Genomic DNA, 14,885 nt, shown 5'->3' with positions numbered 1-14,885 from the left:
CAACGCTAGGGCGGCAGTCTTCGTGGCGGATCAGCCTACGGTCCGGTCTCCGCTGCTGCCTTCCTCATCCCGCGGGATGAGTCATCCCAGTGCGCCGGGACGAGGAGGTTCAGGGCTAGGGGTGCACCACGCCGGTTTCATAGGCGATCAGCACAGCCTGCACCCGGTCCCGGGCCTGCAGCTTCGCCAAAATATGGCCCACATGGGTTTTCACTGTCGCTTCGGACAGGTAGAGGCTGCCGGCAATCTCGGGGTTGGACAGGCCTCGCGCGATCAGTCCGAAGACCTCCCGCTCACGCGCCGTCAGGGACTTGACCGACTCGGCGTTGGCGCCCGCAGCGGGGGAGGACCGGCGCAGCATCGGAGCCACATGATCCAGCAGCCGTCGGGTGGTGGAGGGAGCAATCACCGCGTCACCGCGATACACGGTGCGGATCGCCTCGAGCAGTTCCTCCGGCGGCGCATCCTTGAGCAGGAACCCGCTCGCACCCGCCTGGATCGCGGCCAGTGCGTACTCGTCGAGATCAAAGGTGGTCAGAACCACAATCTTCGGACCGGTCCGTTCCGCCGCCCCGGTCAGGCGCGACGCCTGCTCCAGGATGCGGCGGGTTGCCTCGATGCCGTCCATTCCGGGCATCCGGACGTCCATCAGCACCACGTCGGCACTGGTGGCGTTCAACGCGGCCACCGCTTCGGTCCCGTTTCCCGCCTCGCACACGACGCGCAGGTCGGGCTGGGAATTGATCAGCATGGTGAAGCCGCTGCGGACCAGCCGCTGGTCATCCACGAGAGCCACCCGGATGAGCGGTTCGCCGGTCAGCTGGTCATCCGTCAGCTGGCAATCCGTCACTGGGTTATCCGTCACTGGGTAGTTTGTCACTGTCATGCTTCCGTGTAGGGGATGAATGCGGCGATGCGGTATCCGCCGCCAGCAGGGGCGACGGCGGTCAGCTCCCCGTCGTAGAGTCTGAGCCGTTCCTGCATGCCCTTGATGCCCTGCCCTGCGTCCGCAGAGGTGGGATCGGCGCTGGCTCCGCGACCGTCGTCGTCAATGGTGAGGTTCAGGCCCCGCGGGGTCCAGGCCAGGGCGACGACGGCGCGAGCGTCGGGTCCCGCATGTTTCAGCACGTTGGTGAGGGACTCCTGGACCACGCGGTAGGCGGTCAGCCCGGCCCCGGCGGGGAGCTCACGTCGGCTGGTGCCGTCCACCGAGTAGGCGGTGGTCAGCCCGGCATGCTGGACCGTTTCGATCAGGGCCCGGACATCTGCGAGGGTCGGGAGCGGCCGCGTCGATGTTTCCTCATCGCCACGCAGGACGCCCAGCAGGCGGCGCATCTCCCGAAGTGAGGCCCTGCCGGTGTCGGCGATGGTGCCGAGTGTCGCTGGCGCCACCGTGGGGTCCTGCACGCTCGCGTATCTGGCGCCGTCGGCCTGGGTGATGATGACCGAGAGGGAGTGGGCCACGATGTCGTGCATCTCGCGGGCAATGTGACTGCGTTCGTCGGCGGCAGCCAGATCCCGTTCCTGCTGGCGCTCCACCTCAAGGCGTCGGGTGCGGTCTTCCAGGGCCTGCAGGGTGAGTCGGCGGTTGCGTGCCAGATCGCCGAATGCCCAGCACAGGAGAACCAGAGACTGGACCAGGACGGCGATCACGACGAACAGGGGAAGTGACGCGTCCCGCATCTCGAAGGGGCTGATTCCGAAGTAGGCGCTGTACCTGAGTAGACCGGCGAAACAGCCGACTGAAGCCACCGCAAGTCCGCCCAGGCTCGCCCAGCGGGGAGCGTAGGCAGCCAGGGCATAGAGGGCTATCAGCACCGCCGCCTGAGCTGGAACTGGCATCACATAGAAGATGAGTTGCAGCACCGAGACGGCCGCGATCAGTCCCGCAGCGTGGACGGGTCGGGACCGCCGCCAGACGAGGGGAAGAACCAGCCCGGCTGCGGCGAGCATTTCGAGCGGCACGGCGGAGGAGAGCAGGGTTGGCCCGACGAGGATCACCAGCAGCACCGCCGTAATCGCCAGGTCCACGCGGCCCGGGTGGGCGCGCAGCACACGAGCGAGACGGTGGTGGAGGTCCATGGGAGTCAACTCTAGGCGGTGCTAATCCCCTAGACATCAGTCCCTGGGTGGAGACCACCCGGCGGCGAGCTGTCAGCGCATCTCACTAAGTGAGACGAGTTGTCCATCATATGAACCCTGAATAATCTGTTCCTATGAGCGAACCATCTTCAACAGTCCAGCTGGCAGTCATCCCGGGCGACGGAATCGGCCCTGAGGTCATCGCAGAAGCCGTCAAGGTACTCCACAGTGTCACCGCGAACCTCGACACCACTTTCGCCTTGACCGAATACCAGCTCGGTGCCGAACACTGGCTCGCATCAGGTGAGACCCTGCCCGATGAGACCCTCGCAAAGCTTCGCGAACACGACGCGATCCTCTTCGGTGCGGTCGGTGCTGCCCCGGGCGACACCCGCATCCCCTCGGGCATCATCGAACGCGAGATGCTGCTGAAGCTCCGGTTCTCCCTCGACCACTTCGTGAACCTGCGCCCCTCACGGCTCTACCCGGGCATCGCGAGCCCCCTCGCCGCACCCGGCGACATCGACTTCATTGTGGTCCGTGAAGGAACCGAGGGGCCCTACGCCGGTAACGGCGGCATTCTCCGCGGTGGCACCCCCCACGAAATTGCCACCGAAGTCTCCCTCAATACCGCCCACGGCGTGGAGCGGGTAGTTCGGGACGCGTTTCGCCGGGCCAATGACCGTCCCCGCCGCCACCTGACGCTCGTCCACAAGCACAATGTTCTCGTCTACTCAGGCCACCTGTGGCGCCGGACGGTCGAAGCGGTTGCCGCCGAATTCCCCGACGTCACCCACGATTACCTGCACGTTGACGCCGCCATGATCTTCCTGGTCACCGACCCGGCGCGGTTCGACGTCATCGTCACCGACAACCTCTTCGGCGACATCATCACCGACCTCGCCGCGGCGATCACCGGCGGAATCGGGCTGGCAGCCTCGGGCAACATCAACATGGACCGCACCGCCCCGTCCATGTTCGAACCGGTTCATGGGTCGGCGCCGGACATCGCCGGGCAGCAGAAGGCCGATCCCACAGCGGCAATCCTGTCCGTCGCTTTGATGCTCCGCCACCTCGGGTTCGACGACGCCGCCGCGCGGGTTGAGCGCGCAGTGGACGACGACGTCGCCTCCCGCACCGGTGCGCCGCGTACTACGGCCCAAATCGGCGATGCGATCGCCGCTCTGGTGTCCTAAGCTGGTTAACCATGACAGCCACCGACCTGGAATTTAGCCAGCACCCTTCTGCCAACCCCAAATCCGATCAGGAACGGGCCGAGATTCTCGCGGACCCCGGGTTTGGAAACCACTTCACCGATCACACGGTTGTGGTCGATTTCAAGGCGGACACCACCGGTGCCGGCGGCTGGGGCAACGCGCGTCTGGAAGCCTACGGGCCTATCGCACTGGACCCGGCGGCAGCAGTGCTGCACTACGGTCAGGAGATCTTCGAGGGCATGAAGGCCTACCGTCACGAGGACGGATCGGTCTGGACGTTCCGGGCGGACCAGAACGCTGCGCGGTTGAACCGCTCTGCAGCACGGCTGGCCCTGCCACAGCTGCCCGAGAACATCTTCCTCGAATCCCTCCGCCAGCTGGTGGCGGCGGACCAGAACTGGATCCCCACCCGCGAAGGGGAGAGCCTGTACCTGCGGCCCTTCATGATCGCCACCGAGGCATTCCTGGGGGTACGGCCGGCACGGGAAGTATCTTTCCGCGTCATTGCCTCACCGGCCGGAAACTACTTCGGTGGGGAACTGGCGCCGGTCGACATCTGGGTCTCACGCAACTACGCGCGCGCAGGGCGTGGCGGCACCGGCAACGCGAAGTGCGGTGGCAACTATGCCGCGTCCCTCGCAGCGCAGCTGGAGGCCGAGGCCCAGGGCTGCAAGCAGGTCCTGTTCCTGGACCAGTTCAATGACAACGCCGTCGAGGAACTCGGCGGAATGAACGTCTTCTTCGTGTTCAAGGACGGCTCACTGGTCACGCCTGCGCTATCCGGGACCATCCTCGAAGGTGTCACCCGCTCATCGGTGATCCAACTGGGCAAGGACCGCGGACTCACGGTCACCGAGCGGAGGATCACGCTCGATGAATGGCGTGATGGGGTGGCGTCCGGAGACATCACTGAAGTGTTTGCCTGCGGTACCGCCGCGGTTATCACCCCGATCGGTCAGCTGAAGGACGGTTCGGAAGTGATCGGTGCCCCTGATTCCAAGGCCGGTGCGGTCACCATGTCCATCAGGGAACAGCTGCTGGGCATCCAGACGGGTACTTCGCCTGACACCCACGGCTGGTTGACCCGCCTGGTCTAGCTCGCGACCATCCGATGGCCTCCACCCCGCAGCACGTGGGTGGGGGCCATTGTGGTGAGCCGGCCCCTAGGAGGCGAGCGGCAGCTTCGCTGAGGAACGCAAAAGGGCTGAGGTGTCCTCGACGGTCAACGGCTTACTGAAGTAGTAGCCCTGGCCCCCCACGCAGCCCATTTCCTTTAGCTTCTCGGCCTGCTCAAGGGTCTCGATTCCCTCGAACACTGCCTCCAGGCCCGCTGCCCGGATGAGTTGCAGAATCGCAGCAATGAAGCCGAACTGGATTGAACCGGTGGACAGCTCGCTGAGCAGTGAACGATCAACCTTCACCATGCTGACGGGAAGTTTCCGCAGGTAGCTGATGGATGAGTAACCGGTGCCGAAGTCGTCGATCTCGATGCACACGCCAAGCTGTTTCAGGCTCAGGAGCGAATACGTTTCCACCTCGCCGCCCGTTACCAGAGCTGTTTCGGTGATTTCCAGTACCAGCGCGACGGGCGGGATGTCGAACCGGCGCAATAGCCCCCGCACATAGTCCACCAGGTCGAGCTGCTGCAGTTCGACAGCCGAAAGGTTCAGGCGTAGCTGGAAATCGTCGTCGAGCTCCATTTCCGCACGCCACAGCGAGTACTGGCGGATCGCCGAAGCCATCACCCACCGGTCCAGCTCGATCACCGCGCCGATTTCTTCGGCCAGCGGGATGAACTCATCCGGCATGATGAAACCGCGGGTGGGATGGTTCCAGCGAACCAGGGCTTCCAGGCCGAGCACCCGGCCGTCCCGCAGGTCGACCACCGGCTGGTAGTGAAGGCTCAGCTGATCCGACCGGATGGCGTCGCGGAGCTCGGAGGCAATCTGGCTTCTGAGCTGCCGCTGCAACAACATCACCGGTTCGAAGACCTTGATGGTGCTGCGGCCCTCCCGCTTCGCCACGTACATGGCGGTGTCCGCGTCCAGCAGGATGCTCTCGGGACTCTGGCCAGGCTCGGCCAGCCTGACCCCGATGCTGGCACGGGAAAAGACATGCAGTTCGTCCAGCGAGATGCGGTCGCCCAGGGCGGCAAGAGCGCGGTTGGCGATCCGGAGCGCGATTTCCAGGGTCGCCTCGGGGACCAGGATGGCAAATTCGTCCCCGCCCAGGCGGGCGACGGTATCGGTGTCCCGGATGACGCCGACCAGACGGTTGGCGACCTCCTGCAGAACCCGGTCGCCGGCGTCGTGCCCAAAACTGTCATTGACGTCCTTGAAGGAGTCAAGGTCCAGCAGGATCAGGGCCGGCGGCGTGGCATCACCATCGGCCGCCAGCTCATCCTCCAGTTTGGCGAGGAGCGCAATCCGGTTATCCAGCTGCGTCAGCGCGTCAGTCATGGCCATGGCGCGCATGTCCAGGTGCGCCTGGTGGAGCATCGCAGTGCGGCTCTCAACCCGATCCTCGAAGTCACGGTGCACCAGTTCAAGCTCTTCGGCAAGCAGGTTGAAGCCGGTGATAACGGCGTCGACGTCGTCCCGCGCCGCGGAGGGCTCCATCCGGGTGCTGAGATCGCCGCGGGAGAGCCGAACGATCCCATCGACCAGCATGGCCAGTCGGGGATCGGTTTCATTGTCAGGCATGCGGGCAACTACCTAACCAGGCCATTGCCTCGGACTCAGTGGTGAAAAAACGGGTGGGGCAGGGCGGCGGGTCACCGCCCAGTAAAAAGTTGGCCATAACGCGGTCCACGGGGGAGGCACCCAGCACGGCTATCGCCGAGGAAGTGCGGGAGCTGGTGAAGACTGCCCGTGCATCGCGGCTGATCGACCCGACCCCCGAGATCTCCAGCAGCACCGGTCGTAGACTGCCATTGGCGATCGACCGCGCGCGCGCAGCGTGCGTTTCAGCGATCTCACCGGTGATGTCCACGCCCTTCGGCATGACCAGCCGGATGACGTTGCCCGGGTGGCCTTCGCCTGATTGATCGCTCTGCACATTGATAGCCGACATGTTCCCCTTCACTTCGACTGCGACTGCCCTCCAACCAGGTAGGTAGCGGATTGACGGCTACCTCGAAGAAATGCGTCGGCGGCGGTCGTTTGATCCCCGGAGGTCACGGTTGAGGCGGCGGTCTCCGTGGTACAGGATGGAGGACCAATCTGCTTCTTCAGGTGACTTTTCAATAACCGGTGACTTCGTCTCGCGCTTCTTGCGAGGCGGTACGTAGAGCCAGTTTAGGACGCCGAGAACCATGTCCACAATTGAATTGTTTACCCCAATGTAGGCGCGAATTGCTCCAGCCGCCAGCACCGCGTTCAAAGCAGCGAATGCAGCGTTGCCCCAGTTCCCCTGCTGCACATCGCGCCACAGGGTCAGGAGGGAGAACGCGACAATCGCGTAGGGGATGAACACGTAGAGGGCAGGGGCGGCGGTGCGGTCCTTGACCTTGGGCGTGCGAACAAACGGGATCTTCTCGCCGGTGAACGCCTGCTGGATGGATTTCAGGACCCCGGCCAGGTTCACCGGAAGCAGCACAATATTGAAACCATAGATCCTGAAGATGTCGCTGAAGCGGTGCCCGCAATCGCGGAGATCGCTACCCATCGCGAGGAAGTACGGCATCGCGGTCATGAAGACCAGTGGACTGAGGAGCCTGCTGTCGTAGGGGTACCCCAGGAGGAACAGCAGGCCGAAGCTCGCCCAGGCGATTGACGCCATGTAGTTGACCCGGAGCAGCACCTCGCGGACCAGGATCCGGTCCCGGCGGTAGCGCCGGTCCTGCAGCTGGTTCCACAGCTTCGGAAGGATCAGCAGCCCGCCGTTGGCCCAGCGGCGTCGTTGGACCACCAGGGAGCCAAAATCCGGGGGAGTCGCGCTGTAGCTAAGGCGCTCTGGATAGTTGACCAGCGTCCACCCGTGGGCACCGAGGTCAACACTGGACTCGGTGTCCTCGATGACGGTGCGGTCCTGGATGTAGGTGTGGATCTCGAACCCGCCAACATCCTCGACTTCGAGAATGTCCATCAGCGCTTCCTTGCGGATCACGGCGTTGGCACCCACCCAGAAGGTGGCGCCGTAGTAGGACATGCCCTGGTGCAGGATGTGCTGGATGTCGGTGGTCGCGCCGGCGACTCGTTCAATTCGGGTCGGGGCTCCGCGGAAGGAGGAGTAGGGGGTCTGCGTTACTGCGACCCGCTCGTTTCCGGGGGACTCCAGCAGATAGACCAGACGCAGGCAGTAGTCCCGGAGGAGTAGCGAATCCGCGTCGAGGGTCAGGAGGTACGTGGAGTCTGGCACGTCCAGATCCACCTGGGCGGGGCCTTCGGCTGGGCGCAGGATGGTTCCGCTCGGGGACTCCTCGCGGTGCCACCGCTTCCCCATCAGGGAAATGTAGGAGTTGAGGTTCATCGCCTTGTTGGCTTCGTGGGACAACGAGGCGAACATCTTGCGTTCGAACGTTTCCAGCCGGGCGGTGAAGATGCGGCACAGCCGGAGGTACAGCTCAGTGACCCGGTCTTCGTTGGGCTGCTCGCCCTGCGCACGCGCTGCGGTGAGGCCGAGCACCGTCAGGCGGAGCTCCCGGGCGAGGCCCATCAGCACCAGGTCGACGAAGAACTCATCCACGTGGTCTTCAACCCGCTCGAGGGCTGCCATGTCTTCCAGCCAGGTGGCCGCTGCAATGTACTCGTTGGTGAGGACTTCGAGTTCGTCCACTCCGGTTGGGCCCGGCGACATAAGTCGTTCACGGTAGCTGGTCAACGCGTCGTTGAAACGGGTGGAGGGCTCAAGCAACTGGGACTCGATGCCCTCAGACAGCTCGCGGGTGATTTTCAGGCGTTCGGCCACCACCGGATCGGTGGGGTGCGGGGGGTCATCGAGGAGCAGGACAACGCGTAGGTCGGGAAACTCCTGGAGCGCAGCCGACCAGAGGGTTGCCCGCACCACCTGTGGCTCTTCGGCGTAGGACGGCACCAGGACGGTGATGCCCTCGTCGTAGTGGGCGAAGTGGCGGTCAAGCTCGCCGCGCGGCACCCGCTTGTGGTCCCGGAACCGGTACAGGGCACCCTGGCGTGCCACCAGGTACAGCAGGGCGGAGAAGGTGAGGAAGGTGACGACAATCAGGTACGACACCGCTTCGAACTGGAAGCGGAAGCCGGCGGTGGGGTTGTCGATGAGCTGTCGCAGGATGGTGGTGACAACGTAGGAGCCCCACCCAACCATGGTGGCCACAATGGCCAGGCGGCCTAGCGCGATCTTTCGACGCGACGGCGTGGGGTGGACGATGGAGAGCGGCTCGGACCGCTTCTCGGCACCCCACTGGCGCTTGCGCGCGGCCGGGACTGATTCTTTACTTTGTTGCTCAGAGGCAGCAGCCACTTTGTGATCCTTCATCTCGCTCCCCAGCGACTCGATTGCAGGATCGGACTTTGCCGCTCCCATCGCAGATGGCTTTCGCCTTTCCACCCGACGAGTGGGATGATCTACGATCATTGAGCGACTCCACGCAGCGGCGGTACGCCGGATGCAGTCGTCCTATGACGGTGCAACACTAGCACTACGATTCGACACTATAGTGTGTTAGTGACGTAACAGTTTACATTTCAACTTTCCCTCGGTTGGCGGGGGCCACGACCCTGGGGAGAACACATTGTCAAGGCACTTTCCGGGTCGGAAACTCTCGTTTGTTCGACTCGTGCTGGTGATCGGTGTCGTGGCAGCGGTGGTTGCCGGATCCGTCACCGGCTGGAGCCGGTTTGAGGACGCCCGGGCCGCCGAAGATAGCGGCTCCTGGTTCGCCGGCTACGTCGATGCGACTGCCACTCCGTTTTACGCCTTTGAACGCCCGCAGACCGAAGAGGGCGGCAGTATCGTTCTGTCGTTCGTCGTTGCCGACCCGGAAAGTCCCTGTGAACCATCCTGGGGTGCGGCGTACTCCTTTGATGAAGCCGAATCCACCATGGACCTGGATCGTCGGATCGCCCGTCTGCTGCAGAGCGGCGGGGAAGTGGCAGTGTCCTTCGGTGGTCTGCTCAATGACGAGCTGGCTACCTCCTGCACCGACGTCAATGATCTGAAAGATGCCTACGCCTCAGTGGTCGAGCGGTACAATCTCTCCACGATTGACCTCGACGTCGAGGGCGAGAACCTCCTCGACACCGAAGCAGGGGAGCGGCGGGCTGAGGCTATCGCGCTGCTGCAGCAGGAACGGTTGGCGGCCGATGAGCCCCTGAACGTCTGGCTGACATTACCGGTTGCTCCGACGGGCCTGACCGAGCCGGGGACCACCGCAGTCACCCAAATGCTCGAAGGCGAAGTGGACCTCGCCGGGGTGAACATCATGACCATGGACTTCGGTGAAAGCCGGCCCGAAACAATGAGCATGCTTGAAGCGTCGATTGCCGCCGCCGAAGCCACCCACTCACAGCTGTCCACTCTGTACAGCCGCGCTGATCTGCCACTCGGTCCGCAGGCGCTCTGGACCAAGCTCGGCCTCACCCCGATGATCGGCCAGAACGACGTCGTCAGCGAGGTGTTCTCGCTGGATCACGCTGCGGGTCTGAACGCCTTCGCCGTCGAAAAGGGTATTGGCCGGATGTCCATGTGGTCCCTGAACCGTGATGCCACCTGCAGCGACAACTACGCCGACGTGACTGTGGTCTCGGTTGGGTGCAGCGGAATTGACCAGGACGGCCAGAGCTTCGCGCAGCTCCTGGGTCAGGAGTTCGAGGGAACTTCCGAGACCATCGCCACCACTTCGGCCTCGCCCGAACCCACTCCGGAACTGGTCGAGGACAATCCCGAGACCAGCCCGTACCCTATCTGGTCCGAGGACGCCACCTACGTGGCTGAGCAGCGAGTGGTCTGGCATGGCAACGTGTATGTGGCCAAATGGTGGAACGAAGATTCCACACCGGACAACCCAGTGCTGCGAGCCGATGAGACGCCGTGGACGCTGATCGGGCCAGTTCTGCCGGGTGAAAAACCAGTCTCCGCGCCAACCGTTCCCGCCGGAACCGTCGACGAATGGGATCCGGAAGAGGTGTATGAGAGCGGTGATCTCGTCAAGCTCGATAATCACGTGTTCGAATGCAAGTGGTGGAGCCAGGGCGACAGCCCGGAAGCTGCCCTGCAGGGTTCGGCTGGATCTCCGTGGGATCGGCTGTCAAACGACGACGTCATTGAGCTTCTCGAGGGTCTTGAGGATGAAGACGCCTCAGGGCCCACCCGGTCGGCAACACCCACCCCGACGGCAACTCGCAGCGAGTCCCCGTAAGGCCGGAAGCCTGGCTCTTAGGTAGTGGTTGATTCGGGCTGCATGAGGGATTCGATCAATTCTGCGACGTGCGCCGCCCGATCGTGGGCTCCGGACTGGATGAAGTTCGCCTTGGCGGCGTCGAGGTAATTCATTGCCTCAATGTCGTCGCCGCGCCCGGCCAGCGCACGTCCGAGTAACAAATTTGCTTCACCGGCAGTCTGCGAAGCCAGGATGGTGCTGTCGGCACAGATCGGTTTGAGGCGCTTGACTGCCGCGTTGAGCTGGCCCGTAAGTACCAGCCAGTGAGCCCGGGTCAGGGACAGCTCCAGCTGGTCACGGTCGTTACCGCCCACAATTGAGCTGGCGGTCTCAGCGCGTTCGATGCACTCGAGAGTTTCAGCGTCAACGACGCCGGCGGCAAGCCGCTTCGCTGCTGAGGCGCGGTTAAACCGGGCCCACAGGTCGAGGTCATTGTTTGGGGAAAGGTGTGCGGCGGCCAATGAGTGGAATTTAGTGCCGTCTGCCACCTCGCGCCGCATGAAGGCTACGTTGCCGATAGCCCAGTGGGCTTTCCCCGCGGTCTGGGACCGCATCTCGGTGGAGAGCAGTACCGAGAGCGCGAGACAGCGGGTCCAGGCCTCGTCCAGTCTGTCGCTTTCGGCGAGCGAGGCAATCAATGCCTGATGGGCTTCGACGCGCAGTTCAGGAGCATCAACCGCATCGGTTGCCATTTCTACTGCAGCAGTGGCTTGACGAACCGCCTCGGGGAGTTGACCCAAACCCTGAAGGCCGACAGCAAGCAGGGTAAGTACTCTTACCGCCAGCGAGGGCGATTGGCTGGTAAGGGAATGATCTCGAAGTTTCTGTGCCAATTCGACCGATTGTTCAAGGGCGCCTTCCGCGCGCAAGCACTCAGCCTGTAGGAAAGCCATATTCCACCAGGCCACGTCGTCGTTATCTTTCAGCGCGAGGTCAACGGCCTGACCGGCGATGACGCGGGCTCTCTCATAGTCCCGCTGGCTCCATGCTTCTCTGGCCCGCAGCTCGTACAACAGCTGGTCGCCGGGCTGATTTGTTGCCATGGGTTGGTAGCCCCTTCGTACAGTTATGAGTGGACCTCGCGTGGTGCAGCGGAGTTCCCTCGATGGGAAGGGACCCGACTGCATAAGTTTAGGGGATATTCGGCGAGTAATGCTCCCAAAAGTTCATCTTTCCAAACGCTTGGTTTTTTGTTTTTAGTTCGTATACTGATAAAACTACGTGAGGTTCGGTGCCTCACGTTTTCTCGTATAAGCAAAGGACTCTCGTATGAAAAGATTATTTGCCTCCCTTCTGGTTGTAGCCGTGTTTACAATCGGCGGTGTCTCCACAGCGACTGCTGCCGACGCTGCTATCGGGTTCAAGAGCACCATCACCAAGATTGGTGACTGGCCTCACATTGGTGACTGGCCTCACTAAGCTCCGCCAATGACATTTAGCGCGCTCGTGCGCTGAGTGTTTGCCTGATGACCGTGAACTTGCCCACTGGGGACAGGTTCACGGTCATTTGCTTGTCCGGGGCAATTCACTGTGGAATTGCTACTCCGCTGAGCGCCTGATTCCTGCACAGGCGCTCAGGTCACGGTAACGTGGGATTCATGCGTATAGCCCGATTTGTCGTTGACAGTGACCCAGCATTCGGAGTGGTTGAGGGAGAGGAAGGCGAGGAAGAGATCGCAGTCATGGCTGGCGACCCCTTCTACTCAGGTGTGCAACTCACCGGCGTCCGCCACCAGTTGGCTGATGTCCGTCTACTCGCCCCGGTAATCCCGCGCAGCAAGATCGTGGGGATCGGCCGCAACTACGCGGAGCATGCCAAGGAACTCGGCAACGAGGTTCCGCCAGCACCACTGATGTTCTTCAAGCCCAACACCTCAGTCATCGGCCCCGGCGATCCAATTGCGCTGCCGGCCTTCTCCGACGAAATCTCCTTCGAATCCGAGCTTGCCGTCGTGATCGGGCGGATCTGCAAGGACGTGCCGCTGGATCGGGTGGACGAAGTGGTCTTCGGGTACACCTGTGCCAACGACCTCACCGCCAGAGACGCCCAGAAAACCGACAACCAGTGGGCGCGCGCCAAGGGTTTCGACACCTCCTGCCCCGTTGGGCCCTGGATCGAAACAGCACTGGACACCGAGAATCTGCGGGTCAGCGGCCGGCTCGACGGTGAACTCAAGCAGGACGGCTCAACCAGCCAGATGATCTGGGGGGTACGGGAACTGGTGTCTTACGTATCCCAGGCCTTCACGCTTCTGCCAGGTGACCTGATCCTGACCGGGACACCAGCCGGCGTCGGGCTCATTAGCGAAGGCCAGACCTACGAAGTCGAGATCGAGGGTATCGGGCGGTTGTCCAACCCGGCGCGTCGCTGACCATGAGGCGGGTGCCGCGGGGTCCGGTGGAAAAGGGGAGCCCGAGCGCCGAGCGCCGCCGGCTGGGGCGCTACCTTGCCATCGCGGCCTGTGCATTGCCGCTGGTGTTGGCCCGTGCGGCCTCCATCGGTGGTGCGCCCCAGATGTGGATCTCCGCTCTCGCAGCGCTGGGGTTCGGTGCAGCCGCCGTCCTGCCCATTCGCTATTTCCGGCCAAAGACACCGCTTCGGGTTCAGCTCGGAGTCGGCGCCCTTGTTGCGGTGCTGATCTTCGGCGCCTGGTGGTTCGTCGCGGGCTAGCTCTTCGCTCGGGGTCGGGGACCAAAGCCCCGTAGACTTGGACCCATCATGATTAATGCTGCTGAGATCCCCCTTGTCACCGATCAGACCCCTGTGCGTGTGCGGTTTTGCCCGTCACCCACTGGAACCCCGCACGTCGGACTGATCCGCACCGCCCTGTTCAACTGGGCGTACGCCCGTCACACAGGGGGCACCATGGTGTTCCGGATCGAGGACACTGACGCGGCCCGCGACAGCGAGGAAAGTTACACCCAGTTGCTGGATGCCTTGAAGTGGCTCGGCATTGACTGGGACGAGGGCGTCGAGGTGGGCGGACCCCACGCCCCTTACCGGCAGTCGCAGCGCAGCGATCTCTACCAGGACGTCATCGCCAAGCTGCGGGCAGCCGGCCACCTCTACGAGTCCTTTTCCACGCCCGAAGAGGTTGAGGAACGCCACCGGGCAGCGGGTCGGGACGTGAAGCTGGGCTACGACAACTACGACCGCACCCTCACCAAGGACCAGCAGGAGGCCTTCCGGAGTGAGGGCCGTGGTGCTGTGTTGCGGCTGCGGATGCCCGACGATGACATCACCTTCACCGACCTGGTGCGCGGTGAAATCACCTTCCGTGCCGGGAGCATCCCCGACTTCGCAGTGGTCCGTGCCAACGGTGCTCCCCTCTACACCCTGGTCAACCCGGTGGACGACGCACTGATGGGCATCACCCATGTGCTCAGGGGCGAGGATCTCCTCTCATCAACCCCTCGCCAGATTGCCCTGTATCGGGCGCTGATCGACATCGGCGTAGCCAGCTACATGCCGCTGTTTGGGCACCTGCCCTATGTCATGGGTCAGGGCAACAAGAAACTTTCCAAGCGCGATCCGGAATCAAACCTGTTCCTGCATCGTGAACGCGGTTTCATCCCCGAAGGCCTGCTCAATTACCTTTCACTCCTGGGCTGGAGCCTGTCGGCTGATGAGGACATCTTCACTGTTGACACCCTGGTGGAGAAGTTTGATGTCCACGACGTGCTGGCGAACCCAGCCCGTTTCGACCTCAAGAAAGCCGAGGCGATCAACGGCACCCACGTGCGCCTGCTCGAGGCCGAAGACTTCCGCCAGCGGATCATTCCCTACCTTCAGGGTGCGGGCTTCCTCGGCGAGACCCTGAGCGATCGCGAACGCCAGATCCTGATCGAGGCTGCTCCTCTGATCCAGGAGCGCATCACTCTCCTTGGCGAAGCCCCGGACATGCTGGGTTTCCTCTTCACCGCCGACGCCGGCATCGAGATTGCCGACGACGCCCGCAAGGGTCTGCCAGCAAACCTCGGGGAAGTCCTCGACGCAGCGCAGGCCGCGCTGCAGCCGCTCGACGACTGGACCACCGAGACCATTCAGGATGCGCTCCGTCAGGCCCTGGTCGAAGAACTGGGCATGAAGCCACGCCTGGCCTTCGGCCCGGTCCGGACAGCCGTCTCCGGCAAGCGGATCTCGCCGCCGCTCTTTGAATCGATGGTCATTCTCGGCAAGGAATCCTCGCTGGCCCGGATCGCCGCCTTCCGAAGCGTGGCCGGCTGAT

Annotated in this window: 13 protein-coding genes; 7 read left to right on the top strand and 6 right to left on the bottom strand. The window is 63.2% G+C overall.

Going from position 1 to position 14,885, the window contains the following annotated elements; translation table 11 throughout:
* Positions 1 to 115 precede the first annotated feature (115 nt).
* On the bottom strand, positions 116 to 886 hold the full coding sequence (locus B384_RS0110320; RefSeq protein WP_019483039.1) for a response regulator: 771 nt from the start codon (positions 884 to 886) through the stop codon (positions 116 to 118).
* The gene (locus B384_RS0110315; RefSeq protein ID WP_019483038.1) at positions 883 to 2,082 is read right to left on the bottom strand and encodes a sensor histidine kinase; all 1,200 of its coding nucleotides are present in this window, start codon (positions 2,080 to 2,082) and stop codon (positions 883 to 885) included. Before B384_RS0110315 ends, B384_RS0110320 begins: the two co-directional genes overlap by 4 nt.
* A gap of 134 nt (positions 2,083 to 2,216) precedes the next feature.
* Here B384_RS0110315 and B384_RS0110310 point away from each other — a divergent pair, with 134 nt between their 5' ends.
* Both B384_RS0110310 and B384_RS0110305 read left to right on the top strand, forming a co-directional pair.
* Positions 2,217 to 3,278, top strand: coding sequence for a 3-isopropylmalate dehydrogenase (locus B384_RS0110310; protein ID WP_019483037.1), 1,062 nt, complete (start codon positions 2,217 to 2,219; stop codon positions 3,276 to 3,278).
* Positions 3,279 to 3,289: 11 nt separating this feature from the next.
* Positions 3,290 to 4,396 carry a branched-chain amino acid aminotransferase gene (locus B384_RS0110305; RefSeq protein WP_019483036.1) on the top strand — a complete coding sequence of 369 codons (1,107 nt, stop codon included), beginning with the start codon at positions 3,290 to 3,292 and terminating at the stop codon, positions 4,394 to 4,396.
* A 66-nt stretch (positions 4,397 to 4,462) separates the two neighbouring features.
* Here the strand turns inward: B384_RS0110305 and B384_RS0110300 are convergent, their stop codons facing one another.
* Genes B384_RS0110300 through B384_RS0110290 form a run of 3 tightly spaced genes read right to left on the bottom strand, consistent with a single transcriptional unit; the run spans position 4,463 to position 8,753 of the window.
* On the bottom strand, positions 4,463 to 6,001 hold the full coding sequence (locus B384_RS0110300; RefSeq protein WP_019483035.1) for a putative bifunctional diguanylate cyclase/phosphodiesterase: 1,539 nt from the start codon (positions 5,999 to 6,001) through the stop codon (positions 4,463 to 4,465).
* The gene (locus B384_RS0110295; RefSeq protein ID WP_019483034.1) at positions 5,994 to 6,371 is read right to left on the bottom strand and encodes an STAS/SEC14 domain-containing protein; all 378 of its coding nucleotides are present in this window, start codon (positions 6,369 to 6,371) and stop codon (positions 5,994 to 5,996) included. Before B384_RS0110295 ends, B384_RS0110300 begins: the two co-directional genes overlap by 8 nt.
* A 57-nt stretch (positions 6,372 to 6,428) precedes the next feature.
* On the bottom strand, positions 6,429 to 8,753 hold the full coding sequence (locus tag B384_RS0110290; protein ID WP_050994955.1) for a glycosyltransferase family 2 protein: 2,325 nt from the start codon (positions 8,751 to 8,753) through the stop codon (positions 6,429 to 6,431).
* 307 nt (positions 8,754 to 9,060) lie between these two features.
* Between B384_RS0110290 and B384_RS0110285 the strand changes: the two genes are divergently transcribed.
* Positions 9,061 to 10,635 carry a carbohydrate-binding protein gene (locus B384_RS0110285; protein ID WP_237715287.1) on the top strand — a complete coding sequence of 525 codons (1,575 nt, stop codon included), beginning with the start codon at positions 9,061 to 9,063 and terminating at the stop codon, positions 10,633 to 10,635.
* A gap of 17 nt (positions 10,636 to 10,652) precedes the next feature.
* Here B384_RS0110285 and B384_RS0110280 read toward each other — a convergent pair whose 3' ends face one another.
* On the bottom strand, positions 10,653 to 11,699 hold the full coding sequence (locus B384_RS0110280; protein ID WP_019483031.1) for a hypothetical protein: 1,047 nt from the start codon (positions 11,697 to 11,699) through the stop codon (positions 10,653 to 10,655).
* A 226-nt stretch (positions 11,700 to 11,925) separates the two neighbouring features.
* Here B384_RS0110280 and B384_RS20605 point away from each other — a divergent pair, with 226 nt between their 5' ends.
* The 4 genes from B384_RS20605 to gltX all read left to right on the top strand — a co-directional run bounded on the left by B384_RS20605 (position 11,926) and on the right by gltX (position 14,884).
* A complete protein-coding gene (locus tag B384_RS20605) occupies positions 11,926 to 12,075 on the top strand; it encodes a hypothetical protein (RefSeq protein ID WP_156809057.1) in 150 nt (49 codons plus the stop codon).
* 179 nt (positions 12,076 to 12,254) lie between these two features.
* A complete protein-coding gene (locus tag B384_RS0110270) occupies positions 12,255 to 13,028 on the top strand; it encodes a fumarylacetoacetate hydrolase family protein (protein WP_019483029.1) in 774 nt (257 codons plus the stop codon).
* Positions 13,029 to 13,039: 11 nt separating this feature from the next.
* Positions 13,040 to 13,327, top strand: a complete 288-nt coding sequence (locus B384_RS18560; protein WP_133185544.1) for a hypothetical protein — start codon at positions 13,040 to 13,042, stop codon at positions 13,325 to 13,327.
* 48 nt (positions 13,328 to 13,375) lie between these two features.
* Positions 13,376 to 14,884: a glutamate--tRNA ligase gene (gene gltX, locus B384_RS0110260; RefSeq protein ID WP_019483027.1), complete on the top strand. Its 1,509-nt coding sequence runs from the start codon at positions 13,376 to 13,378 to the stop codon at positions 14,882 to 14,884.
* The last annotated feature ends 1 nt before the right edge of the window (position 14,885 follow it).

Origin of the sequence: Arthrobacter sp. TB 23 (assembly GCF_000294595.1) — a bacterium.
Taxonomy (GTDB): Bacteria; Actinomycetota; Actinomycetes; order Actinomycetales; family Micrococcaceae; genus Arthrobacter_D.
This window is presented reverse-complemented; position numbering and strand designations above follow the sequence as displayed.